Here is a 26,634-nt window from a genome sequence, read left to right as displayed (position 1 = left end):
CCTCCACCCATACACATACTCGGATCAGCCAACCAAATTTAATATCGAATGTAACTTTGGAAATAAAAAGTGTTTTATATTATAATCTTATTTCACATTAAAGTAAAATTATAACAAGGAAGTGATCGAAGTGGATCATAAGCCTGAGGACGAAAATCAAAAGTATGATTTAAACGAATTGAATGATGACGTATCTTTCAATAGTGTGACCGATCATTATCGTAATGTAATGGGGGCTCCTACTAAAAGAGTAAATATGAATAGTTTACCAAAACCAATTAGATGGTTTATGTATTTAATATATATATTTGCAGGATTGGCTGCTCTATCTATCTTAGCAATTATTATTTACCAGATAATCACTTAAATAAAAGAGAAAGTCTAACTAACTTTTTCCAAATGTGCACGAATTCCATTTCAATATTTAGTGGGATTCTCAATACACTTTATCACTGTTCATGACAATATACGTAGAGCAAAGCGATCTTTGCTATCTCATCATGCGAGTTATGTCCACTAAATTCTTTTCGATATATCCGTGACGCTATTCATCCTTTCCAGACTATCCAACCTCCTACTCTCCCCCTTCGAGTTAACTATTACTGCAAACCTAATGACTTGCCGTGCATTTCCTGCACGAAATTGCATCATTTGCAACTCAGAAAAATTGATCCCACCTCGGCCTGTCCGAGAACCGCACCCGAGTCCTTCTTCGTACCCTGGTCGGCAAAAAACTGCTCACCGTAGCCAGCGGCAAACTGCGCTATCGCACTTATCAACTTCGTAAATAAGGCTGATCGTCTACAAGTGATCACACTTTAAGGATGAAAATGACTAGAGTGAGGACAACTACCATGGGTTTCACTGCTGTGCCTGATCCCGCGGCTAATACTTGCTACTGCTTCTGACCGCGCTCCTGCTCTAACGGATGCCCGCGAGCCCGAGTGATATTTAGTGTGTTGACGGTGGCGGGGACAGTTACGTTTGCACACTTTGGGGTCTCGTAGTTGAGATAGGTGCGGCTAACGGTTGCCACAGTGCTTATTGGAGGTATTGAGTAACATTTGTCTTTCTAAGGGTTGCTATAGTGGCTATTTGCACCGAACTGCGCGTTTTCCTTGCAATTTGCGTTGTTTAGCCACGCTGGCAACCGTTAGATTTGCAATGTGCGCAATAGCTTCTAGTTAACGCTTGTGGCAACCGTTAGACCCCCTAGCTTCAGCAAAGCCAGGCCCAGCACCAAAGCCAGGCCCGCCGCCAAGCCCACACCCACACCCGCTCCTACCCGGCCGGTCTAGATCATGCTGCACAGCACTCTGGGCAGGTGCGTGAGAGAAGCCTGCTTCTCCACCGCGCCAAGCTGGTAGGCGGCCTTGGGCATGCCGTAGACGACGCAAGAAGCCTCGTCCTGTCCGAGCGTGCGGGCTCCTTTGCGGCGCATGGACATGAGCCCTTTTGCCCCGTCGTATCCCATCCCGGTCAGAATAATCCCGATGCCATGGGCCCCTGCCTCCTTGGCGACAGAATCAAACAGCACATCTACCGACGGACAGTGACCATTCACTTTGTCACCATGAAAGCACTCAATTCTGTACCGGTCGCCTATCTTTTTCACCTTCATATGCTGATCGCCGGGAGCAATATACACATGACCGCGCTGCACATATAGTCCACTGCTCGCCTCACACACCGTAAAACCGGAGAACTGGTTCAACCGTTCTGCAAACATGCGAGAGAACACCGGCGGAATATGCTGTACAATCAGCATGCCCGGCAGATCGTCGGGCAGGCTTTTTAACAGATCGTGGATGGCTTCCGTACCTCCCGTGGATGCACCAACCGCAATCAACCGATCCTCCGCGGCTGCTGCGGGTGACGGCCATGCACGGGATAGAGCAGGAGAAGCTCTGTGCTGTACCAGATTTGCCTTTGCCGCCGTCTTCACCTTCGTAATCAGCTCTTGAATAAAGAGTTGCATCTGCTGCAAGGTCTGCACATTCGGCTTGGCCAGAAAATCGACCGCTCCCGCATTCAAGGCATCAAACACGGCATGACTGATCGTGCTGATCACAACGACCGGCAAGGCATATTGCGGCAGCAGACGCTGGATGAAATCAATGCCGTTCATTTTGGGCATTTCAATATCACAGGTCATGACGTCGGGCCGAAGCTCCAATATTTTGTCCCTGGCATCAAAAGGATCTTCTGCGGTGGCTACCACCTCAATGCCGGGATCCATCATCAGCCCCCGCGAAAGCACCTCGCGAAACAACAGGGAGTCATCGACAACGAGCACCCGGATTTTTCTCATCTTACCCCTCCTTTCGGTACACCGCCGGCATCATATACTTGAATTTCGTATGCTCCCGATCAAGCGTTTCTGAATGCCCAATAAACAGATATCCCCCCGGCTCCATCCACTCATAAAACTTTTCCACAAGCTGGCGCTTGGTCACGGCATCGAAATAGATCATCACATTCCGGCAAAATATGACGTGGAACTTCTTTTTAAATGGAAACACTGGCTCCATCAGATTAAATCGGCGAAAAATAACCTCCTGCTGCAGCTTTTTGGCTACCTTAAACTTCCCGGGGCCTGCAGCTTGAAAATAAGCCTTGCGCCACGGAGCCGGCAGCGCTTGCAGCTTCTCCTCCTCGTACAGACCTGCCCTGCAGGTATCCAGCACCTTGCTCGAAAGATCCGTGGCGAGCACCCGGGTGTCCCACTCCGACTTCTCCAAGCCAAAATACTCGTCCATGATCATGGCAAGCGTGTACGGCTCCTCGCCCGTAGAGCAGCCTGCACTCCATACCCGCAGATCCTGATCCCTGGCTTGATGCACCAGACTCGGCAGAACCTGATCCCGGAACAACAAAAAATGCTCTGGCTCGCGCATAAAAAACGTGTGGTTCGTGGAAATTTTGTCTGCCAGCAGACGCGAGGCCTGCCCCGTTGGATCGGCTTGCACATATTCGATATATTCCGTAAAGCTGTTCATCCTCAGTTGCTGCAGCACACTTCCCAAGCGCCCCATGACCAGCGTTCTCTTCTCGGCCTTCAGATGAATGCCGTAATGCTGCTTAATATAATGCACGAGCTGCTGAAACTCCTGATCTGTAATTTGAATCATCGCAATCCCTCACCTCTCCTGACTAAAAAAGAGGGGGCGCCCCCCCTCTAATCGCAGTTCATTCAAGAACTAATATTTTCCAAACTCCTCGTCACTAAGGGAGATTTTCAGCGGCTTTTCCTTATATTCCTTAAAGGCCACCACAGGCTCCGCAGCCGGTCTGTCCGCAGTATAGCTCAGCTTCTCGATCATGCGAATCAGATCAGGGGACATAGGCTGAGACCGGTAGCTGACTGACCCATGGATTTTACGAAGCTTGAACTTACTCAGCTGCTCATTCAAAAGCTCTGCCTGGCTCGACAGCTCCTCACTCGCTGCTGCGCTTTCTTCCGAGGTCGCCGAATTTCCTTGTACCACCTGGGAGACCTGAATCAAGCCTTGATTGATCTGGTTAATCCCAGCTGCCTGTTCATTGGACGACACCGCAATCTGGTCAATCAGCTCCGCAACCTGTGAAATATCGTCGACAATCTGCTGCAGGGCCGAGGCCGTTTCGTTGGCAATCTTGGTGCCTGCTTCTACTTTTTTCATGGAGCCTTCAATCATCTCTGTCGTCTCTTTCGCTGCATTCGCCGATCGTGCTGCCAAATTCCGTACTTCTTCTGCTACCACCGCAAACCCCTTGCCGTGCTGACCGGCACGGGCAGCTTCCACAGCCGCATTCAGTGCCAAAATATTCGTCTGAAACGCAATTTCATCAATCACCTTAATGATCTTGGAGATGCTGGCCGAGGCCTGATTGATATCCTCCATCGCCTCCAGCATATCCTTCATTTGGCTGCTGCCTCTGGCTGCATTGGCTTTGGTCTCTACTGCCAAAAGATTGGCACGGTCAGAACCCCCCGCATTTTGCTGTGTTTGCGCTGATACCTCTTGTAGAGATGCCGTTAATTCCTCCACCGAGCTTGCCTGCTCGGTAGCACCGTCGGATAGCGTAATACTGGCCTCGGACACTTGTCTTGCACCGGAAGCAACCTGCTCGGAAGCGGTCTGAATATTGTTCATGACGTTGTTCAAATTATCGGTCATGCGCTGGAAGGCTGCGGCAAGCACGCCCACTTCATCCTTGGAATTCACTTCAATAGCAACATTCAAATCTCCATCAGCAATACTTTCTGCCACATGAACCATGTTACGGATCGGTCCGCTGATCCACCGGGAAATCAATAAACCCAGCACGATCGCCGAAAGGACAGAAACTGCCACAATGACAATCATCGTTACAATGGTCGTATTTGTCTGGTCGGTCAGCTGCTCTGACAATGCATAGCCGTCGGTAATTTTGTTATCATACAGCTGGGCTATGTACCCGGACGCGACGCCAGCTAGCGCATTCGCCTCGGTCTGAATCAGCTCGTAGGCCTGCTGGGTTTGTCCATCGCGATCCAGAGCCATCGCATTTTCAAACACCGTTTCATACTGCTGAAGCGTTTGCTGCAGCTCATTGAAGATTTGGCGGGTGGACTCATTTACCAGAGACTCCTCAAACCTCATTAATGCAGCGTTAATTAGCGGGAGCTTACTCCGTGCATCTTCCACGTACTGCTGCTTGTCTGCTGAATTTTCAGTCAGCATCACATCCCGTATGGAAGCTCTCATCTGATGAAAAGATATTCCTGCTGAGCCAATATCACCTACAGCGACTCCGTAATCTGCATATAGCTGATTGTAATCCTTGTCGATATTGTTCATATTCAGGACGCCAACTGTGCCCACCACTCCTGCCAAAAGCGCGACAAATACGAACGAAAGAATGAGCTTTCTACCAATTTTCAAATCCATGAACCATTTCATTACAGTTCCTCCCTGGGGGTGTTTAGGTTATCGAGCTGTTCCAGCTCATGATCATTAAGCAGCCGGTTACAGTCGAGCAGCAGCTTCGCGCCGCCATCGGACCTTCCGACTCCCATCACATATCTCGCGCCGCCGATGCCAAGACCTGGAGGAGGAACAATGTCTTCACTAGCAATCCACAATACCTCAGACACACTATCCACGATCAGACCGACACACAGCTCATCAATGTCCACAACGATAATGCAAGTCCGGTCATTGTATGCCCGGTATGGCTTTTTAAATCGAAGGCGGATATCCATTATGGGAATAATTCTGCCTCTTAAATTAATAATGCCCTTGATGTACACCGGCATTTCCGGGACCTCCGTGATGGTGTGCAGCCCCACAATTTCTTTTACATATTGAATCGGAATGCCGTAGTACTCCTGATCCACCAAAAACGTTAGAAACTTCCCTGTCAGCGTATCCTCAACCTGTCCCCCATCGTCCTGTAATGCCAAATTGGACGCCTGCCCCATGTGATCCTCTCCCTAATGTGATATCAGATGCGGAATATCCAGAATCAAGCTGGTGCTCCCATCGCTTAAGAGCGTGCATCCCGCAATTCCTTTTAAATTCGTAAGCTTCTTAATGTAGACCGGCAGAGCCTTGATCACCACCTGCTGCTGAGCAAGCAGCTCATCTGCAAAAAGACATACCTGCTGCCCGTCCACTTCTACCATCGTTAAAATGCCGTCCTCCACCGTTTGGACATCGGAATGGAGCTTGAAATGCTCATACAGCCGAATGATGGCATAGCATTGCCCCCGGACCATGATCATTTCACAGCCATCCGGATCCCTGATGATATCCTTGCCTTGTGGCCGGAACGATTCCTTAATCGAAGAGATCGGAAGGGTGAAGCGAGAGGAGCCTACCTTCACATTCATGCCGTCAATGATGGCCAGTGTCAGCGGAATTTTAATGGTAATGGCAGAGCCGTGTCCCGGCTCACTGTCGATGAATACGGTTCCACCGATGCTGTCAATATTTTGGAGCACGACGTCCATGCCAACCCCCCGGCCGCTAAATTCGGAGATACTGTCTTTGGTCGAAAAACCCGGCATGAAAATCAGCTGATAGACCTCCCGATCAGACATGTCGGCCTCTTCCTTGTAAAGCATATTTTTCTCGCGCGCGCGAGCTAGCAGCTTTCCCCGGTCCATCCCCCGGCCGTCGTCCCGAACGATAATCATAACCTCACTGCCCGTGTTCCGGGCTTCTAACGTGAGCGTTCCGGTCCGCGCTTTTCCCGCGGCTTCTCGTTCAGGGCCCGTCTCCAATCCATGATCCGCGGCATTGCGGACGAGATGCATCAGAGGATCCGTTATTTTGTCAATGATGCTCTTATCGACCTCGGTTTCTTCGCCGATCAGCTGAAGCCGGATATCCTTGTCCAGCTTCTTGGACATGTCGCGCAGCACTCGGTTCATTTTGTGGAAGCAGCTTTCCAGAGGCACCATGCGAATGGACATCGTTTTATCCTGAATTTCCTTGGTAATCTTGGTAAGATGCCGGGCGGCATGCTTGAACTGCTCCAGCGGGTGCCCTTGAAGCTCCGGATGCTGGGAGACCATGGATTCCGCAATAACAAGCTCGCCGATCAGATTCATCAGCTCATCCAGCTTGCTGACATTTACGCTCAGATAGCTGGCTGACTGCATAGGGGAACGCTCAACCGCTGCCAGAGGCACCTTATCCTCCGCTTCATTTTTTGAGCTTGGATGTGCCAGGCGAGGAGCTGTGGTTGGTTCATGGTCACGCTTACCGTTGTGGTGGCTGTGGTTGCTGCTGTCAGCGTCACTGTCAAACAATTGAACGGCCGTCACGCCGCAAGCCTCTCTGATGCATTGATGCACCTCACTGTAATTATGCTTATCCTGAAAAAGAAGCTGGAAGCCATGATTCCGGATAAATGCAGTCTCTTCTGCTCCCCCTAGTGAATCCTTGGGATGATAGCTGTAATTCGCTTCGATGTCTTCCAGGCTCTGAATAAGCTGAACAGCTCTTACACCTTCCATTCCCGGGTCATTGCCGAAAAATACAACCGCTTTAAACCCGGCCGCAGGAGCGTCCAGATTCGCTAAACCGATTTCATGATCATCCTCCGAGGACGTAGCAGGACATGGGTCTTGGCTCGTTTTCAGCTGGTCCAGATAAGCCGTAATTCTGTGGGTCAGAGTCGCGCTGTCTTCATCTGCGATATGTCCATTTTGCAGCTTGAGCAGCTCGATCTTGATGAAATCACTGCCTTGAAGCACGAGCTCGGACAGCTGGGAATAGTCAGCCAGCACCTCTTCCCGTTCCCTTAAATACGCAAAAAGATCCTCCATCGCATGCGACAAAGCGGCAATGTGATTGAATTGCATCATGGTGGAGGAGCCCTTAATCGTATGCATGATCCGGAAAATCTCGTGGACGGCTGCTGCCGGGTAAGCATTGACATGCTCGCATTCCAAAATGATATTCTCTAGCTGCTCCAGCAAAGTGGAATTTTCAAACAAATACATCTCCAGAAGTGAATCGATCGGGCTTGAATCAGTCATAGGCTCTCCCTCATGCAGTGATCAACGCTTGATTTGGTAACAAAAAAACCTCTGCCCATGTAAAAGGACAGAGGAACAAGCAGACATGTGTCTGCTGCTGCAACCCGGCGATCGTAGCAATTCTCATTGCTTTAGACCCGTGGCTTTGCGTCCTAGTCTTTCGACAAGTTTGCCAAATATATCTTTTTTTCGACATTATATGCTTAATATAATGTAGGACTTTAGACTTGTCAATCCATTTTTTCAAGTTCTATGTACCCATATCACCTCTTCCTGGCGTGAGTCTTAATTCGCAGAAGCGATGTAATATGGGGTCCGGTGAATTGTAACTCTGGCGGCTACCGCAGAGGTTGGTCGGTAACCTCAATGCTTGCTGATGGGTGGGCAAATTCCAGGTCGCGTTATGCTAATTGTGCTTCGGTAAATTTAACGGTTGCCACAGGCGGTCGGTAGCCCACATCCGCCGGCTAGTAGCTCTAGCGGTTGGCACGGGCGGTCGGTAGCCCACATCCGCCAGCTCATTACTCTAACGGTTGCCACAGGCGCTATGTAGCCTAGATTCGCACTTTGGTAACTCTAACGGTTGCCAGCGTGGCTATTTGAACCCTAGTTAGTTAAAAGCTCGCACTTTCGCACATTTAGCCACTGTGGCAACCGTTAGCCTGAGGAATGTGACTTTTTGGCACTAATAAGCGCTGTGGCAACCGTTAGAATGCAGCTTGCTGCTGACAAGCACGACCGACTGCAAATTAAAAAGAAGGCATCGCCTCATCAGTGAGGTAGATACCTTCTTCTAGTTAACTAGTTCAATGCTACAATACAAGGTAAACTTCAACAGCGTTTTCGCCAGACCTTAACTACATAAATAGCGCACTTACTCGATACTCGCAACAATCTTCTTTCATCCATAAAAAAGTCCTTTTTTACATGCCAGCGCTCGCCGGCCCTACAGATTCTCCTTCAACCAGACCGACGTAAATTCGTTCATGCTGCGCGGAGCTGTCGCCTTCGACCAGCTTGATAAGCTGCTCTGCCGCTACAGCCCCCCAACGCCGTTCGGAGTAATCGATGGTAGCCATGCGCGGCTGTACATAATCCGTAATGTCAATATGGTCGAAGCCGACCACATGAATATGCTCGCCGACCCGATAGGGTGTTCCTCTCAAAGCCTGGTACATACCGATCGCCATCTCGTCGTTGAGACAGAAGACGCCTACGGGCCCGTCGTACTCCGATATAATCCGCAAGGCTGCCGCCTCGCCGCTTGCCTTATCAAAATTACCCGGGATCTCCTTATAAGTGATAAGCGGGCCTCCCCTCTCCACCGTCTGCCGGGCCGCGCCAAGACGTTGTTCAGAGTCGAACGAACCTTCCGGGCCCGTCACCGCGTACAGCTTCTGATGACCATTGCGGATTAAATACTCCATGGCAAACGTCGCGCCGGCTTTGTTGTCCAGCAGCACCTGCACGATATTATCATGCTTGAGCTCCCGGTCGAGCACCACGAGCTTATGCCCCCGATTCGCATGCAGAAGCAGCTCCTCATCTGAGAATAGGCGATCGAGGATAATCGCACCGTCCAGTATACCTTCAGGCAGCATCCGATGCGATTGTGTTCCACTGCAAATGACGAGATCGTAGCCCCGCTTGTTCATTTCTTCCTTCATTCCTTGAAGCAGCTTGCCGTAAAAAGCGCCTTCAAAAGTCGTCAGGAACGCACCAATAATTCGCGTCTCCCGCTTCTTCAGGGTGCGAGCGGCCGCGTTCGGCACATAATTCAACTCTTTCGCCACGGCAAGAATCCGTTTACTCGTCTCCTCGGTGACTTTGGGATTGCCATTGAGCGCATAGGATACAGTCGAAATCGATACTCCCGCACGCCTGGCTATGTCCTTGATGCTTACCATAGCTTTCGCTCCTATCACTTGCTACCTATTACTTACATAATGATTACAATTATAGCAGGAGACGGGGGAACGAGGGATATATTCCTCTCATGAAAGTCCATATTGTTTAGACTCTATACCGAATCTCCTGAATCCCCCGCCTATCTATGCCATCTCAATCACGATTTCGTTCACGCCATCAACGAGCAGCGCCTCCAAATGATCTTTCGGAATCCGTACTCCGCCGTGGCGGTAACGGTTCGGCTGCTGTACCGTCAGAACCTGCTCACCGTTCACAGTAACGCAGCGAACCGATTCACCGCTTACGTTGTAACGGAATACGATTTTTTTGCCATTCCATCGGAAACAAAATTGCATGCCATCCATCCCGGCCGGAAGCACGGGATCTACCACCAGATCGCCGCTCTCCTGACGAATACCGAGTGCGTTCGAGATCAGCTGGTTCATGTAAATCCCCGGACCACTGGAATAGATACGCCAGCCGCCTTTGACCTTAACCTCCCCGGAGCGCAGCTTGCCGAAACCATCCGCAGCTTCGTAGCGATCATCGAATTTACCGTCGGAGCTGCTGAAGTAAGCATTGCTTTGCCTTAGATCCGCATTCGGCACTACGTGTTGGATGCCGATCGGATTAATTGCAGCCAGCGCCTTCCAGGTCTCTTCGGCTTTTCCTAGCTTGGCTGTCGCTTCAATGAAGCGAATATGCGCGTGTACGTATTGAAGCCCGATCTCACGTCCGAAGTTAGCCGCTTGCTCGGCGCGCTTGAATCTCGTGCTGACACCACCCGCATAATCAGCCGGACGATTCATCAGGCGCACGCCATCTGGACACAGCAGCTCTTGCTCGATCAAGCGGTAATGAGAATCTGCTTGATCCTTATCGAACAGCTCCCCGATCATGCTGCGAGTCATCGGCAGGAGCCGGTAACGGATCCCTGTCTTGTCATCGCTGGGATGCAGCATCAGTTGAACCTCGCCCGGCTCCTCCATATAAGCAAAGCCAGAGGTCACACCATCCTTCACGAGATATCGGTTAAAATCTTCCTTCATGCCTTCCGCAAGTTCACTTAGCTCACTCGCCAAAGCTTCCAGTTCACCGCCCTTATCCGCCAGCACTCCGGAGAGCTGAGTAAATGTCTGGAATGTTAGCGACACAGTCCAGCTGCTAATTGTAAATTGCTTCAGCTTCGCATTCGCCGGCTGGAGCGTGTCATCCCAATCCCCATCGCCGTAGGATGACAACCTGGTTCCATGGAGAAAATGGTCCTTTATATACTGAATTTCTTTGCGCGCATGATCAAGTAACGTATAGGTGACCTGCGTAAGCTCTCCCCCGTGCGTGGTGTAAGGGATTTTTTCGTTCAGCAATGCGTAATCGCCTGTAATCCGCAAGTAATCGCCAAGCACCTTAAGCGGCCATACGATGACATCGCCGTGGCTCTCTTCCTGCTGGATCCGGTAATATCGGTCAAACATGAACCATTGCGGCCAGTTTCCTTCTTCTATATATTGATGACTATACACGGTTTTCAAAATGTCTTTCACTTGACCGAACTTGCCAGTCGCAAGAAAATATTCCGTCGGTCCCTGGCAGACGTCTCGCGTGCCCCAGGCAGCACCGCTGTATTGCTCCAGGCCATGCGGTACGGAGTAGTGCACAAGCATATTGTGTGTGTACCACCAAGCGAGTGTGTTATATTTATCCAGCTCTTCCTGCTGCTCCGCCGAATCGTGAGATAAGTCGAAGCCGTTCATGACGTCACCGAGAAATTGACGATAGGCCGAAATATCAGCCTCGACGGGACGCTCCATCAAGCGGTTATGCTCCGGTACCGCTGAGACGGCTTTTTCCAGACGCCCTTGAATGCTCAGCCGCCACATGGCAGTCGGCTCCAGCTCTAGCACAACCAGGGAGGCGGAGCCTTCCGGCGCTCCCGCAACCAACGCGCGCTCGTCCAACACCTGCATAGCAGTGCCGCTAAGGCGCATACGGAAATGGAGATGCGGGTAAACGCCAGCGCTTAACGATTCTCGATGAGCTCGGAAGATCAGCTCACCGCCATCGCGTTCCATCAGGAACGGAACCTCGTATTCCTTGTCGTTCATCGTGATCTGGTTAGTCACGAGGAAGCGATAGGCCTCACCTTGACGAGAGAAGGCCTCGAGAAACAACTCCGGGACGTCCGGAGACGACCATGCGGTAATCGTAAGAACATCTTTCTCTATTTTGTAATGCCAGCGTGCGTAGTTAAAGCCGAGTTCGTACAGAGATGGGAGAGTCAGCAACCGAAATTGTCCGTCAATCTCCACATAAATCCGCTGTCCCGACGTCTTTAACACATTCAACGCGTTACGTGCATTACTCATCAGCTTGTTGAACGACGTATTGCCTAACGTAATTTGCGAGTGGAAAAGTCCATACATATAGTTTGTCGATGACGCTACATTGTCGTTCACCCGGGCGTTGTCGCCACTCATCAGAATATGACCATGAGGCCGCTCCATGCGCCGCTCTTTTTGTTTTAGCACGACATGCTCGTACGTATCTGTGAAAAAGGAAAGCAGCTCATCGTTCACACGCTCTTCCTGCTGCCTTGACGGGAACAGCGCCTGAATCTCGCCTTCCGTCATGTCGTCTGCTTGCAGCGGAGATCCGACGCTCACGTTCCAGGCAAGGGGTTCACCGATGGGGGAAAGCTCTTCACCTTTCAGTGATTGTGCTCCTTGCCAAGCTTGCTTGATCTCATCCACATATTCCAGCTCGCATATTGCCGCTTCATGATTCGGGTTCAGGAGGCCGTAAAAGACCACCGTTTTCTCTTCAATTCCGACTTCCAGCAGCTCCGACTGCAGTGCCGTGTAGGCAAATTCGTACTGATAAACCTTATTCGCCAGTTGCTTGTGACAAAGCGCTTCCGGAACGTCCGTCTCCTTGTAGGAGAGACCGAAGAACTGGAAGCCATCGGTCGAAAAGCCCGCCGCACCAGTCAACGATCCTTGCTGCAGATAAGGAAAGCCGGTGGTCATCGGTTGATTCTGCCGCGAGCATACCGTATAGCCTCTCTCGTCGGTCTCAAAAACCGTATGGCCAATATATTGCGACATATATGCTTCGTTAGTGCGCACGGCTCCTTGATCGGCAAGCCCCAGATCCTGACCATAGACAACGTCCACCACAACGCCAGGTGTTCCCGCTGCGGACAGGCTGACCTCCCAGAACCAGATTAGCCCGGGCATTAACGTAAAGGTTACGCGATAGGCAACGCCCAGTGCTTCTCCTGTCCACAAAATTCGCCGATCAGAAGCGCTGACGATGCTTCCTGAAGAAACGCCAAGGAGCGGTGCGTATTCAAGCCGGCCCTCTTTGTGCAAGCGTAAAAAAAGATTGTTCATCGATCCGTCAAGCGGATTCGACATCACCTGATTGATCATCAGATCCTTGTAGCGAATTTCGCGAAGGTCTCCGCTCTTCATAAACGTGAAGGCCAGTCCGTCTGTTTGCACGGAAAACTCGCTATTTGCTAATTGCCCAGTATTCATTGCCTTGCTCCTTTCCCCTACCTCTAACTGCTGTCTTGTCTGTATTCTCTGTTTTATGTTGTAGTTGTTGTCGTGCCGTAAACACCCGAGATCAGCTGGAATGGCAGCTCTTGCACCTCCCGGCTGTTTGGACCCACCATCGCTATGAAGGCTCCTGAATCGCTGTGGTAAGACAAATCACTATGGTGATATCGAAGCATGTCTTCCGTCAACAAGAACTCGATTTCCTTGGTCTCGCCCGCATTAAGCGTAATCTTGCGGAACGCCTTCAGCTCGCGCAGCGGCCGCACAGTCTCACCCGATATGTCTCGCACATATAGTTGAACGGTCTCCTCACCGGCGCGCGATCCGGCGTTCGTCACACTGACACTTGCGCTCAGGCTACTGCCAGCGTGAAGCTCATCGGAAGATAATACGGCTTGCCCGTACTCAAACTCGGTATAGCCAAGACCGTAACCAAACGGTAGAAGCGGTTCATTCGGGATGTCCAGATATTGTGATTCATAACGAACCGGAGCGCTTGGATCGCTTTGCGGACGCCCGGTATTGAAGGCGTTATAGTAGACAGGCACCTGTCCAACGGAATACGGGAAGCTCATTGTCAAACGTCCTGAGGGATTAGCTTCGCCGTAGAGCAGCTCTGCTACCGCCTCAGCACCTTTCGTGCCAGGGTACCATGCCTCCAGTACGGAATCAGCTTCATCCAGTACACCGTGAAGATCCAGCGGTCGGCCGTTAAACAAAACTGCAACCGTCGGCTTTCCCAGCTCGCGCACCCTTTGGACCAGCTCCAGCTGACAGCCCGGCAGGCGTATGTCCGCGCGGCAGCCCGCCTCGCCGCTCATCTCCGAAGCTTCGCCAAGCGCCAGTACGACCACATCAGCCGAACGCGCCGCAGTCAGCATATCTGTGAGCTCCTTTTCCGTGATCGATTCGACACCGCAGCCAACGGCGGTTAAGGCGGATGAACCCGCAAGCAGGCTCATGCTTTCGGCCAGTGTAGCTGTTTCTTCCCGCTTGCCCATGCATGACCATGGCCCCAGCAAATCATCGCTGACCGCGAACGGACCGATGAGCGCAGTCTTCATGTCCTTATTCAAGGGAAGAGTATTCTGTTCGTTCTTTAACAGTACGCAGGACCTAAGCGCGGCTTCATGCGCTGCATCCAAATGCTCTGCACAGAGCAGTATGTCCTGCTCCGCCGCCGGGTCCGCGTATCGATGCGGTTTTTGAAATAACCCGAGCTTACGCTTCAGCCTTAGAATGCGCATCACTGCCTCGTCCACGAGCTTGACGTCCACTTCGCCGCTCTCCACCAGCTCTTGCAGATGATGCGGATAGCAAGGTGACATCATCTCGATATCGACCCCGGCTTCAATGGCTTTGCGCGCACACTCCCTCTCATTTTCAGCGACACCATGCGGAATCATTTCCTTCACGGCGCCCCAGTCCGAAATGAGCACACCGTTAAAGCCCCATTCCTCTCGCAGCAGGTCACGCATGAGCTTGCGATTGCCCGTAGCAGGAATACCATCCACTGTATTGAATGCCGTCATCACCATTTCGCAGCCCTCATCAAGAGCCGCGCGATAGGAAGGCATATAATACTCGCGGCGCATCCATTCTGACATATCCACGGTGTTGTAATCCCGCCCGCCTTCAGCTGCTCCATATGCGGCAAAGTGCTTGATGCACGCCGCAATCTTATAAGGCTCTTTGGCCACATCCTTGCCCTGATAGCCGCGCACAAACGCTCGCGCATACTCGCCGTTCAGCCATGGATCCTCCCCTGTTGATTCCATGACCCGACCCCACCGGGGATCTCGCGTCAAATCCGCCATGGGTGAGAAGGTAACATGGATGCCCGCTGCCGCTGCTTCCTTGGCCGCGATCGCTGCCGTTCGGCCAGCCAACTCCATGTCCCACGAGCTGCCGATTGCGAGCGGCACTGGAAAGATGGTGCGGTAGCCGTGGATGACGTCGGCCATGATCAGAAGCGGAATATTAAGCCGGTTATGGCGCAAGTGCGCGTCTTGGATGGCAATCGCCTCCTCGGCACCGCCGAGTCCGAGCGCTGATCCCGCACGGCGTACCGTTGCCTCGGTGATCCCAAGCCCTTCAAGCGGACCGGTAATCTGGCCGGCACTGTTCGCCCCTTCAAAAAAAGCCGGAGCCAGCTGCAAGAGCTGATCCACCTTCTCCTCCAGCGTCATCATGCTCAACAATCGTTGCAATTCCATGTCGTTCACCGCGTCATTCCTCCAAGCTTTCATGAATAGCTCCCTTAAAGAGCTCTATAGATTTAATGGATATATTCATCCTCTATCTCGTCCATCAACTGCTCCAATTGCTTCGTCAATGTAATCCTCCGAGCGGCATAAGCCGGATCAGCGTATACATTGTTCAGCTCATACGGATCTGCCTCCAGATCAAAAAGCTCCCACTCCGGCGGGCGGTCCTCATCACGGGAATCCGTCGTACCTAACGCCTGGGCGTAATAATAAATGAGCTTATACCTCTCCGTGCGGAGCCCGTAGTGGGAATACACTTCATGGCAGCCGTCCAGGTGCATCCAGTACCGATACACCATTGCTTTCCGCCAGTCTTGGGGCAGAACACCATTCATCAAAGGACGAATGCTGACGCCCTGCATCCTTTCATGAACCGGCAAGCCTGCGTAATCCAGAAAGGTTGGAGCAAAATCCGTGTTCAAAATCATGTCCTTCGCCACACTGCCCGGCTCGACTTCCTTCGGATAACGGAGAAGGAACGGCATGCGAAGCGACTCCTCATACATAAACCGTTTATCAAACCACCCATGATCTCCGAGGAAAAAGCCTTGATCAGACGTATAAATCACAATAGTATCCTCGGTCAGTCCCTGCTCATCCAGATAATCCAGCAAGCGGCCTACATTGTCATCAATTGAAGCAATGCAGCGCAAGTAATCCTTGATATAACGCTGATACTTCCACTTGCGGGTCTCTTCCGGCGTTAGTCCTTCCGGTGGCGGGTTCTTCGTATCAAGCTCGTTCAGATCATCGATGCGCATCTTCGCCTGGACAGCAGCTTGCGAACGGGTCGCGTAATCGTCATTGAAGGTAGCCGGCTCGGGAATGTCTATATTTTCGTATAAGTGCATATGCTTCTCGTCCGGTTCCCAATGACGATGCGGAGCCTTATGATGGCACATGAGTAAGAACGGACGCTTGGGATCGCGCTTGTCGATCCATTGAAGCGACTTGTCCGTAATAATGTCGGTCACATACCCTTTGAACTTCTTTTTGGTGCCCATCTCCAAAAAATCCGGGTCGTGATAATCCCCTTGATCTGGCAGCACACTCCAATAATCAAAGCCTGTCGGGTCATGGTGACCACCGTGTCCGAGATGCCACTTCCCGATCATGGCAGTCTGGTATCCCTCTGCCTGCAATAGCTTCGGGAACGTGACCTGCCGTCCATCCAGATCATCACCTAATGTCTTCACTCCATTGATATGATTGTACGTGCCCGTCAGAATGGCCGCCCGGCTCGGTGCGCAAATCGAATTCGTACAGAAGCAGTTGTCAAAGGTCATGCCTTCATTCGCGATCCGATCGAGATTCGGCGTCTCATTAATCCGGCTCCCATAAGCGCTGATGGCGTGGGAAGCATGATCATCCGACATGATGAACAAAATGTTGGGCCGTTTAGGCTTACTAGCTGACATCTTTTTCACCCTCCTTCCGAGCTTGCTTGTTATTTCATACCGGAGATGCTGAAGTTCTCAATGATGTGCTTCTGAAAATAGGTAAACAACAGGATCACCGGCGCGACCATGAAAGTAGCCCCCGCCATCTGGAGGCCGAAGTTTGCCGCATATTGCCCCTTAAGCAGCGACAAGCCGACCGATAGAGTGTAGAGCCCTTCATCATTCGCAATAATGAGCGGCCAGAGAAAGCTGTTCCAGCCGGCGATGAACGTCAAAATGGCTTGCACAGCGAGAATCGGCTTTGAAATGGGAAGCACGATTTGCAGAAAGATACGATACTCACTTGCACCGTCGAGACGTGTGGCTTCCAGCAGCTCCGTCGGAACCGTAGACATGAACTGGCGGAATAGGAAGATCCCGAAGGCCCCCACCAGACCCGGCAGCACAATGCCTGTCATCGTATTCGTAAGTCCAAGTGTATTCAGGATCAAATAAACCGGAATCATCGTCACCTGACTTGGGATCATCATCGTTGCCAGCACGAGCACGAACAGTGCGTTCCGGCCTTTAAAATCGTATTTGGCGAAGCCAAAACCTGCAGCGGCGTTTAGCAGTAATCCTACGAACGAGAACGCCACGATAATCAGCGTATTTCGAAGATAGATACCGAAGTTCATGTTCTCGAACAGATACTGAAAATTGTACAGCGTGAAGGTTTCCGGCCATAGCGTCGGAGGAATTTGGACAATTTCGTTCTCCGGCTTGAAGGAGGACATCATCATCCAGAAGAACGGCAACAGGAAAAACAGGCCGCCAATCGTCAGGATGATGCCGGAAATCCACTGAAACGTACGGCCGCTTTTTCCTTCCTGCGAGCCCTTCCTTTTGCCAGCGGTTATTGAACTCATAATGATCTCTCCCTTGCCTTAAGTCATATCTGTCTCGTTCTTCTGCAGCCTGAGCTGAACGAGCGTGACGGCGATAATGCAAATGAACAGGACGAACGACCCTGCCGCTGCGTATCCGAAGTTGTTGAATTGGAAGCCGTTCTGGTAAATGAACAGGGATACGGACAACGTTCCATCTAACGGACCGCCATCTGTCATTACAAATGGCTCCTCGAAGAACTGCAGCCAGCCGATCATCGTTGTAATAGAAACGAAGAAGATCGCAAAGCGAAGCATCGGAACCGTAATCAGCGTCACTTGCTGCCACGTGTTTGCCCCGTCAAGCTGGGCGGCCTCGTAATAGGATCTCGGGATGCCTTGCAGTGCCGCAATGAAAATAATCATGTTCAGTCCAATCGCCTTCCACAGCGCAAGTAAAATCAAGGATAGCTTGGCGACCGTTGGTTCCGTGAGCCAGGGCACGTCCGGGAGACCGACCGAATTCAGCATATAGTTGAACAGACCGAGCGCCGGATTATACAGATAGCTCCAGACCACCGCAACGGCGACGATATTGGTCACGGAAGGGAGATAGTACACGACCCGGAACACTTTAAAGATGCGGGACGTGCCCAGATTAATGAGCAGAGCGATCCCGAGAGAAAACAGAATGACGAGCGGAACGCCGATCACGACGTAGAACAACGTATTGTATATCGCCTTATGGAAGACGGGATCCTGAATGACCTCCGCATAATTGTCGAAGCCGATGAATCCAACCCGGTCCATATTGGCGAGACCTCCAAGATCCATGTCGGTGAAGCTGATCACGAGCGCGACCGCAATCGGGACAATAGAGAACAAAATCAGCAGGAGCAGGGTTGGCGCAATGAAAATATAAGGCGCTCTTTTATTCAGAAAGCTTTTCATCAGGAATAGTCACTTCCTTCTTTCATGCCGTAGCATATATGGGAGCGGGCCGGCCTCATGCCGGCCCGCTTGTTTTGCTGAAGTCACCCTCGTCGCTTATAGCGTCTGCTAGGTGCCTTCATGGTGCGAAGGGGTTGATTCAATATTCAAAGTTATTTCATGAATTTCACAGCTTCAGCATTGAGCGCTTCAAGCTCTTTTTTCACGTCTACGTTGTTGCGATAGATAACTTCAAAGTGCTTCACATAGCTCTGGCTGATCTGTGACCAAGCCGTAATAACCGGCATTGGAACCGCAGCATTTAGCTGTTCCCCGATGACTTTGTAGAACTCATTGTTCTTCAGGGACTCATCTTCCCATGCCGCTGTCGCAGCTGGCAGAGAGCTCGTAAATTCCATCCATTTCAGCTGTGTCTCCGCTTTGCTCATGTACGCCACGAATTTCGCAGCAGCGTCCTTGTTCTTCGAATATTCAAAGATCGACAGGTTAGAACCGCCGAGCAGGGAGGTGTTGTTCTCTTTCTTAGGAAGAACAGCCATAGACCATTTGCCGTCGATGTCGGCCGCCTGATCCTGAATCAGCTTGATCATCCAAGGGCCGCTGATGAACATGGGCAGGATGCCTTCCTTAAAGGCCGGAATAATGTCGAGTCCAAGGTCCTTCGGTGCAGAGCCATTTTGGTAAAAGCTATTGATATACTCCACCGCTTCTACGAATTTATCGTTTGCAAAGTCAGGCTGACCGTCAGGCGTAAACCACTCCGCGCCATTTTGGCGTGCGAACATAAAGCCTAGGGACTGTTCCTTCGGATCAATACTCATGCCGTACTTGCCATCGCCGCGTGCCGCAAGCTTCTGCGCTGCGTCAGACAGCTCTTCCCAATTCTGCGGTGCCTGATCGTAGCCGGCTTCCTTCAGCAGATCCGTGCGGTAATAGAGAACACGAGTCTCTACGTACCACGGCACGCTGACGTATTTGTCTTCATATGTTCCTGCTTCCACAGCTCCATCATAAAAGTGCTCTTGCTTCAGCTCCGGATACTGCTCGACGTAAGGAGCAAGATCGGCAAGTGCGCCGGCATCCGCGAATTCAGGAATCCAGGAGGTGCCCATCTGGACAACATCGGGACCTTTTTTGGAGGCAATTGCGGTCAGCAGCTTCTCATGTCCTTGATCCCACGGCAGCGCCTGAACCTTAATCTCAATGTTCGGATTCTCGGCTGTGAATTGCTCCGCGATTTTCGGCAGTGTCTTCGCTTCTTCACCCATTCCCCACACGCTGAGCGTTACTTTCTCGTTTGACGCATCGCCGCTGCTGCCTTCTGTGTTGTCATTTGTTCCGCAGCCCGCAAGCAAACTTGCACTCAGAGCGAGTGTTGTAATCATTGCCAGAACTTTTTTCATATCTAATACCCCTCTCATTAATTTGTTCATGTTCAAAATTTCAGACCCTATTTATTGCATTCTGTTGCATTAAACCATCCGAGAAAACAGCCGACCTAATGCCCCGCTTATAAAGTGTGCTCTTCTACCTCCACTTCATTCAAAATTGTTCAGACCCACATCTGCAAGACATTGTTGAAGACATTGTTGAAGATCTGCAACGATGGCGGTGAAACGTTTCGATTGTGCATAAAAAAATAAAATAAAGGTGGTTTTGCTACATGAATTATTAAGAGAAACGTTTCGATTACGATTGTATCTCATTTTGTAATCGCATACAAGTGGTAATTTAAAATTTATCGAAACGTTTATATTGAATTTGTAAGCGCACACATTATGGGATAGGGATAACGTACTGTCAGCAAGATCCTCGTCTCGCACATTCCGACTCTCTGCCCCTCCGCATCCCTATCGGACAGCAACATTTAAACGGGCACGCTTAGCACAACATATCCTCTCAAGGTTGCCATAGGCGCTAATCAGTAACATCATAGGCAGGCTGCTAATGGCGATTCGTTGCCCACATCGACCGGTTAGCTGCTCTAGCGGTTGCCACAGGCGCTTGGTAGCCCGCTTCCGCCGGCTAGTAACTCTAACGGTTGCCACAGGTGCTATTTAGCCTAGATTCGCACTTTGGTAACTCTAACGGTTACCAGCGTGGCTATTTGAACCCTAGTTAGTTAAAAGCTCGCATTTTCGCTCATTTAGCCACTGTGGCAACCGTTAGGCTGGGGAATGTGACTTTTTAGCACTAATAAGCGCTGTGGCAACCGTTAGCCTAGAGCCCCGCGCCCAGCAAGCACGATCGACTCCCCCACCATGAAGAAGGCACCTGCCTCAATCAGGCAGGTGCCTTCTTCATCTTGTGCTGCTCCAAGCTAAGCTAAACTAATCGAAACTTGCTTAGGCTTTAGATACCTGTCGATTTACGGCAGACAAAGATAAACTCACGGCCGTCCTGTACCGAATTGCCGTCATACCAGCCGTATTCCTCATCAATGGTAAACCCGGAGGAGGTAATCAGACGCCGAATGTCATCTCCGTAAAAATACCGGAGCCGGATGCTGTCGTGAAACTCCTGCACAAGCTCGCCATCCTGATCTAAGCGATATATGAAATCCGTGAACAGTAATCGTCGCTCTGTATCAACACGTTTTCGTATCGAATGTCGGGTGACATGTTCGCCGCTCTCCAGAACAGATTCATAATCCAGGTTTTCCGCCGGATCCACCCACCATGCCCCGAGCTTTTTTATCGGTTTGAACACGTTAATGATAAACTGTCCATCCTCCTCCAAATGATTATGGACTGCGGATAAACATTGCAGCGCCTGTTCGTCCGTTTCTAAGCTTTGAAAGCTGCGGAAGGGGATGAAGATCAGCTTGAATTTTTCCGAAAGCGAAAAATCAGTCATGTCTCCATATACCGTATGCAGATGCTGCCGGGATTCGGTGGACAGCTTTTGAAGCTTTTTTTCCAGCACCTCCAGCATACTCTTGGAGTAATCTAAACCCCAGATCTCAACCCCTTCCCTGGCAAGAGGAATGGTGATCCTGCCCGTTCCACAGGCTAACTCCAGAACGCGTCCCCCCAAACGCTTAGCCCGGTCCAGATAAAACGGAATATCTGCCGAAAACACCTCGCGAGGGTCAGCATCGTACAGCTGCGCTGTATGGATGTACAAATTCTCCATGGCTTTAGCGTCCTTTCATGGGTCCTCCCCCAATCACTTGATTGAGAGTTGATTCAGCACGTTGATCAGAACCGTTACTGCCTCCGCTCTCGTGGCTTCACGAGTCGGGCTGAATGTATTGCCGCTTGTCCCTTTGAGGACAGCTAGGTTTTTCAATGCCGTTACAGCAGGGACTGCCCACGCAGGAATGGAATCATGATCTGCAAAAAGAGCTGCAGCATTCTCAGCACCAGACAGATCCAAGCCCCTGGCTACCATCACCGCCATCTCAGCCCGGGTGATATTGGCATTGGGACGGAAGGAGCCATCTGCGTAACCGGTAACGATGCCTGCATGCAGCGCATCAGCTACTGCTTGTTTAGCCCACTCACCAATCTCTGCCGTATCTGAAAAGCTACGGTCCATGACTGCGGCTTTCACATTCACAATGTTCATCAGCATGAGCAGAAATTCTGCACGCGTTACCGAAGCATTAGGCTTGAAGGTTCCGTCTGGATATCCCGAAACTATTCCTGTACGGATCGCCTGCCTCACGTTTCCTTCCGCCCAATGGTTAGAAATATCGTGAAGGATGAGCTCTTCTGAAGGGTCCTCTATAATGGCACCTGGACTTTTGTCCAACGCGAGTACGGCGTACTTCCCAAATTGATCGATGCTGACACTGATTTTGTTGCCTTGAATGGTCCCGCCTTCAACTTCGCTCCAGGCTTTGTTTACTTCGTTGTAGTAAAATACTGCAGGAGTCTGATCTTCCTTCAAGCTGCCGCGATCAAACGTCAGGGTCAGACTTACCGGCTTGCTTGGTTTCTTGGAAACGCTGTTCACGATAGCAAAGACCGGACTTGCTAATACCTGTTTGCTTGAGAGCATGTTTGGTGTTTCCGGATTTTTTTGAATCGATAATCTGATGTCCTCTGTAAAAGCTCCTGCCGGAACCGAAATGAGGATTTCCCCATCCAAGCCTACAACGCCGGACATGCCGGTTGGAATGCTCAGAATTCCGTTCGTTGAGGTAACTGAGATTTGAACCGGTGTAGAGGGAGTCCATGAAGATTCTGTAGAGCTGCTGTCAGGCAAGGGAACCGTCGAAATAGAATATGTATTCGAAAGAGTTACGCCTTCTCCCGGGTTACCCGCAATATCAGCTATGCCATCATTGTGAAGCGTAATCGAATGGTCCTGAACATTCACATTGGCCTGAGGTGTCAGCGTGGCCGTCCACGTTATTCCTCCATCTGAGGAAGCCAGTCCACTCAATGTACCGTTCGGGACCGTCAGATCGGCTTCTGTAAAGCCTATTACCGCTTCGGAAAAAGTAATGGTGACCAAAGAGGTTTTTCCAATGGTTAGCGCAGTGTCCCTGATCTCGATCTCGGCGGATGGCCTCAAGGTATCGATTGCATAGTTATTAGAATCCGTTGAGCCACTGCCCGCATTGTCCGCAAAATCAGCAACACCAGTGTTATCAAGGGTGATAACATTGGTCATGTCCTCGATATTTGCGCTTGGCGTCAGCGTGGCCATCCACGTTATTCCTCCATCTGAGGAAGACAGTACGCTTAATGTACCGTTCGGGACCGTTAGATCTGCTTCTGTAAAGCCTGTTACCGTTTCGGAAAATGTAATGGTGACCAAAGAGGTTTTTTCAATGGTTAGCGCAGTGTCCCTGATCTCGATCTCGGCGGATGGCCTTAAGGTATCGATTGCATAGTTATTAGAATCCGTTGAGCCACTGCCCGCATTGCCCGCAAAATCAGCAACACCAGTGTTATCAAGGGTGATAACATTGGTCATGTCCTCAACATTTGCGCTTGGCGTCAGCGTGGCCGTCCACGTTATTCCTCCATCTGAGGAAGACAGTCCGCTTAATGTACCGTTCGGGACCGTTAGATCTGCTTCTGTAAAGCCTATTACCGCTTCGGAAAATGTAATGGTGACCAAAGAGGTTTCTCCAGTGGTTAGCGCAGTGTCCCTGATCTCGATCTCGGCGGATGGCCTCAAGGTATCGATTGCATAGTTATTAGAATCCGTTGAGCCACTGCCCGCATTGCCCGCCTCATCAACAACACCAGTGTTATCAAGGGTGATAACATTGGTCATGTCCTCGACATTTTCGTTTGGCGTCAGCGTGGCCGTCCACATTATTCCTCCATCTGAGGAAGCCAGTCCGCTCAATGTACCGTTCGGGACCGTTAGATCTGCACTAGTTAGGCCTGTTACCGCCTCGGAAAATGTAATGGTGACCAAAGAGGTTTTTCCAACGGTTAGCGCAGTGTCCTCGATCACGATCACGGCGGATGGCCTTAAGGTATCCATTGCATAGTTATTAGAATCCGTTGAACCAGTGCCTGTATTGCCCGCCGCGTCAGCAATACCAGTGTTATCAAGGGTAATAACATTGGTCGCGTCCTCGATACCTGCGCTTGGTGTCAGCGTGGCCGTCCACATTATTCCTCCATCTGAGGAAGCCAGTCCGCTCAATGTACCGTTCGGGACCGTTAGATCAGCTTCTGTAAAGCCTATTACCTTTTCCGAGAACGTGATCGTTACGGTTGTTGTTTCTCCGATACTTAAGGTAGTATCTGTAATGACTATCGTTGATGACAGAGATGAATCTGCATAGGCTCGATGAACTGTCTTTGAACCCATCAGACCCGAAAGCACGGAGATACATAATAATAGCTTGGCGACCTTTTTTACAATAACCAAATCATAACCCCCTCTAATAATCACATGAGATCACTACTTCAAACCCGCAAATCCTATGAACAAAAAAAGTCTGCAAGACACCATCCATGATTCGATTTATTGTACCATATGTTGGTAGCAAATCGGCGTAAATCTCGAATCGCTCTACGTCTATGCCTGACGGTCATTCACATACAACTCGTATGAGGAGGTATACACGGTAATATGTGAGCAGGGGCATAGGTTTTTTAGCCGATTTCAATAGAACGAAGTCGTTCACTTGCCCGGAATTTTCCAATTTGAGATATTCAACGTCACAGAGTTAGAAAAAGGAGCGCAGCCTATATAGGCTTCCAATTGGACTCAGCCATCCAATAGACAACTGGTGCTGGAAAAACCTTTTGTTGTTCCGGTTTAACTTTTAGTTTCGTTTCGCTTGCCGGAAAGCGGTAAGGGAGCGAAGTTTCCTGGAAAAGACACCGTGTATCGTTTCTTGAATCATAGCGCATATCCGTGGCGCCGATTTTTGATTTATCCCCGTCGACTTCTCCTTGCTCGCTTCGCTCAAATCGCAAGTGAATGGAATCATAGACGGTATCGATCAGCGGACGTCCGGCTACAAAAGACGGATGGAGGCACTCCTGCCCGCCCTGAGGTGGTCCCCGCGATGATCGATCGCGGTCTGGATGTTATTGGCATGGTTAAAGCCGACAAGAAAAGATACCTTGGATGGCCGGCGGTTAACGCTCCAAGAGCTTTACTATAAAGCAGCTCTTGTTCAAGGGAACACCAAGGGCATTCTGCGGTGCATCCGCACTCAGCTGTCTCCTGGGATTCCCGTCACGATGGTCTTTGTGCGCCATCGCTCCAACAAAAAGGAATGGCTCGCCATTGTATGCACCGATCTTTCACTTTCCGAGGAAGAAATCATCCGAATCTACGGAATCCGCTGGGACATTGAGGTTTTCTTTAAGTGTGCCAAGTCATTGCTGCGCTTGCAGAAAGAATTTCAGGGGCGCACTAATGATTTGTTGATCAGCCACACGACTATTGTCTTTTCTCGATCCATCCTGCTGGCTTGGCAACACCGACAGAGTACCGACAACCGCACCTTGGGTGGTTTATTTCATCTGCTCTGCGACGAAGTCAGTCAACTGGATTGGGCCGTAGCTTTACATCAGCTCATACAAACACAACTACAGCAATGGATTGCTGATTTGCCCAGTTACATCAAGGCTTATCTGCCAAATTTAAGCTGCGAAAGTTGAGTTAATAAATCATACATTTTTTCATTTTTTTCTACCCAGTCCACAATACCTATAGGGGTTCCCAATAATCATCTTCCTTCCATGCGGTTATTTATATTCTCTTCTTGATCGGTATGTATAAATCAACTTTACATTTCCCTTCCTTATCCTTAGCAGGATCATTTATACAAAATTCGAGACATGGTCTATCGTCGGCATCATACTCACTATTCAGTAGCACATGCTGTAAATGGTGGAGTAGGACAGTTGAAGGATGTTCATAACATCCTTGATTGGAGCGGTGACGGAATGAACATAGAAGCATAAGAAGGCATTCCTACACCGTCACAAACTGCTGGAAAGAAAAACGCTTATGATATGTGGGGAGGATGTACGGTTCGTGGAATTCTTACGAATCCCCATTATGTGGGCGATCTGGTACAATGCCGATCTACAACCAAAAGTGTAACGAACAAAAATAGGAACTATATAGACCCGAAGGACTTCATCATCGTCCAAGACACCCACGAACCAATTGTTACAAGAAAAGACTTTGATTCAGCAATTACTTGAAAGTAGAAAACGGACGAGACCGTAATCAGAGGTACGTCTATTTACGAATACCGCATATTGTGCCGATTGTGGGCGTGGCATGCACTTTAAGAAGAATCTCAAAGGCTACTTGTGCAGTAGTTATAATAAATATGGAAGTAAAAAGTGTACCGATCATCTCGTTCGTGAAACCGATCTAATCTCTGTTATTCTACAAGATATTCAAATGCTTGTGTCCAATTTAAGTAATGATGTTGTGATTAAAAAGCTTGAGAACCAGTTAAGGAAGCTAAAGCAACAGAATGAAAAAGTGCTCAGAGCATTAGATACTCAAATGGAAAAGTTAAAAAATCGGAAGAAACAAGCTCATGACAAGCATTTTGATAGAGACATGCCAAAAAGAGAATATGATGAATACGTTACTTCTTTAAATCAGGAAATAGACGAACTGATGCAAAAAAATTCCAATTCAATGAATCGCTTCAAATTCATGATGATGCGTTAGCTTTTTCGGAATTAAAGAAAACCCTTGAGGAGTTCCTAT

17 protein-coding genes, 2 pseudogenes and 1 riboswitch are annotated in these 26,634 nt (G+C 50.1%); of the genes and pseudogenes, 4 read left to right on the top strand and 15 right to left on the bottom strand.

All coding sequences use genetic code 11. The features are described 5' to 3' along the window. Positions 1-130 precede the first annotated feature (130 nt). Positions 131-367, top strand: coding sequence for a hypothetical protein (locus E6C60_RS05425; RefSeq protein WP_138224877.1), 237 nt, complete (start codon positions 131-133; stop codon positions 365-367). Positions 368-1,294: 927 nt separating this feature from the next. Here E6C60_RS05425 and E6C60_RS05420 read toward each other — a convergent pair. The 14 genes from E6C60_RS05420 to E6C60_RS05355 all read right to left on the bottom strand — a co-directional run bounded on the left by E6C60_RS05420 (position 1,295) and on the right by E6C60_RS05355 (position 24,312). After that, positions 1,295-2,311, bottom strand: a complete 1,017-nt coding sequence (locus E6C60_RS05420; RefSeq protein WP_138224876.1) for a protein-glutamate methylesterase/protein-glutamine glutaminase — start codon at positions 2,309-2,311, stop codon at positions 1,295-1,297. Between the two features lies 1 nt (position 2,312). Continuing rightward, entirely contained in the window at positions 2,313-3,131 is an 819-nt protein-coding gene (locus E6C60_RS05415; protein ID WP_138224875.1) for a CheR family methyltransferase, read from the bottom strand. A 69-nt stretch (positions 3,132-3,200) separates the two neighbouring features. Beyond that, positions 3,201-4,925 (bottom strand): methyl-accepting chemotaxis protein, encoded by a 1,725-nt coding sequence (locus tag E6C60_RS05410; RefSeq protein ID WP_138224874.1) that lies wholly within the window; start codon positions 4,923-4,925, stop codon positions 3,201-3,203. Continuing rightward, complete coding sequence (locus E6C60_RS05405; RefSeq protein ID WP_138224873.1) at positions 4,925-5,446, bottom strand: chemotaxis protein CheW; 522 nt, start codon at positions 5,444-5,446, stop codon at positions 4,925-4,927. The genes E6C60_RS05410 and E6C60_RS05405 overlap by 1 nt, the downstream gene beginning before the upstream one ends. A 12-nt stretch (positions 5,447-5,458) precedes the next feature. Next, positions 5,459-7,513, bottom strand: coding sequence for a chemotaxis protein CheA (locus E6C60_RS05400; RefSeq protein ID WP_138224872.1), 2,055 nt, complete (start codon positions 7,511-7,513; stop codon positions 5,459-5,461). 95 nt (positions 7,514-7,608) lie between these two features. Beyond that, positions 7,609-7,697, bottom strand: a riboswitch (cyclic di-GMP riboswitch). 739 nt (positions 7,698-8,436) lie between these two features. Next, positions 8,437-9,420 (bottom strand): LacI family DNA-binding transcriptional regulator, encoded by a 984-nt coding sequence (locus E6C60_RS05395; RefSeq protein WP_138224871.1) that lies wholly within the window; start codon positions 9,418-9,420, stop codon positions 8,437-8,439. A 144-nt stretch (positions 9,421-9,564) separates the two neighbouring features. Then, the gene (locus E6C60_RS05390) at positions 9,565-12,960 is read right to left on the bottom strand and encodes a GH36-type glycosyl hydrolase domain-containing protein (protein ID WP_138224870.1); all 3,396 of its coding nucleotides are present in this window, start codon (positions 12,958-12,960) and stop codon (positions 9,565-9,567) included. A gap of 53 nt (positions 12,961-13,013) precedes the next feature. After that, entirely contained in the window at positions 13,014-15,233 is a 2,220-nt protein-coding gene (gene bglX / locus E6C60_RS05385) for a beta-glucosidase BglX (RefSeq protein WP_138224869.1), read from the bottom strand. 29 nt (positions 15,234-15,262) lie between these two features. After that, positions 15,263-16,669 (bottom strand): sulfatase family protein, encoded by a 1,407-nt coding sequence (locus E6C60_RS05380; RefSeq protein ID WP_138224868.1) that lies wholly within the window; start codon positions 16,667-16,669, stop codon positions 15,263-15,265. A 29-nt stretch (positions 16,670-16,698) separates the two neighbouring features. Continuing rightward, positions 16,699-17,559: a carbohydrate ABC transporter permease gene (locus E6C60_RS05375; protein WP_138224867.1), complete on the bottom strand. Its 861-nt coding sequence runs from the start codon at positions 17,557-17,559 to the stop codon at positions 16,699-16,701. 18 nt (positions 17,560-17,577) lie between these two features. Continuing rightward, positions 17,578-18,468: a carbohydrate ABC transporter permease gene (locus E6C60_RS05370; RefSeq protein ID WP_138224866.1), complete on the bottom strand. Its 891-nt coding sequence runs from the start codon at positions 18,466-18,468 to the stop codon at positions 17,578-17,580. 152 nt (positions 18,469-18,620) lie between these two features. Then, on the bottom strand, positions 18,621-19,901 hold the full coding sequence (locus E6C60_RS05365; RefSeq protein ID WP_407669135.1) for a sugar ABC transporter substrate-binding protein: 1,281 nt from the start codon (positions 19,899-19,901) through the stop codon (positions 18,621-18,623). Positions 19,902-20,820: 919 nt separating this feature from the next. After that, complete coding sequence (locus E6C60_RS05360) at positions 20,821-21,603, bottom strand: class I SAM-dependent methyltransferase (protein ID WP_138224864.1); 783 nt, start codon at positions 21,601-21,603, stop codon at positions 20,821-20,823. Positions 21,604-21,636: 33 nt separating this feature from the next. Further along, entirely contained in the window at positions 21,637-24,312 is a 2,676-nt protein-coding gene (locus E6C60_RS05355; RefSeq protein WP_138224863.1) for an Ig-like domain-containing protein, read from the bottom strand. A 409-nt stretch (positions 24,313-24,721) separates the two neighbouring features. Between E6C60_RS05355 and E6C60_RS05345 the strand changes: the two are divergent. Beyond that, positions 24,722-25,559 (top strand): annotated as a pseudogene (locus E6C60_RS05345) (IS4 family transposase); the annotation flags it as partial. 91 nt (positions 25,560-25,650) lie between these two features. Here E6C60_RS05345 and E6C60_RS21290 read toward each other — a convergent pair. Beyond that, positions 25,651-25,863, bottom strand: a complete 213-nt coding sequence (locus tag E6C60_RS21290; protein ID WP_233281156.1) for a GyrI-like domain-containing protein — start codon at positions 25,861-25,863, stop codon at positions 25,651-25,653. 8 nt (positions 25,864-25,871) lie between these two features. Between E6C60_RS21290 and E6C60_RS21595 the strand changes: the two genes are divergently transcribed. Further along, positions 25,872-26,111 carry a recombinase family protein gene (locus tag E6C60_RS21595; protein WP_407669151.1) on the top strand — a complete coding sequence of 80 codons (240 nt, stop codon included), beginning with the start codon at positions 25,872-25,874 and terminating at the stop codon, positions 26,109-26,111. A 49-nt stretch (positions 26,112-26,160) separates the two neighbouring features. Further along, positions 26,161-26,595, top strand: a pseudogene (locus E6C60_RS05330) (recombinase zinc beta ribbon domain-containing protein); the annotation flags it as partial. Positions 26,596-26,634: the final 39 nt, after the last annotated feature.

Source organism: Paenibacillus algicola (assembly GCF_005577435.1).
GTDB classification, from domain to species: Bacteria; Bacillota; Bacilli; order Paenibacillales; family Paenibacillaceae; genus Paenibacillus_AQ; species Paenibacillus_AQ algicola.
Note: the sequence above shows the minus strand (reverse complement) of the source record. Positions and strands in the feature narration are given on the sequence as shown.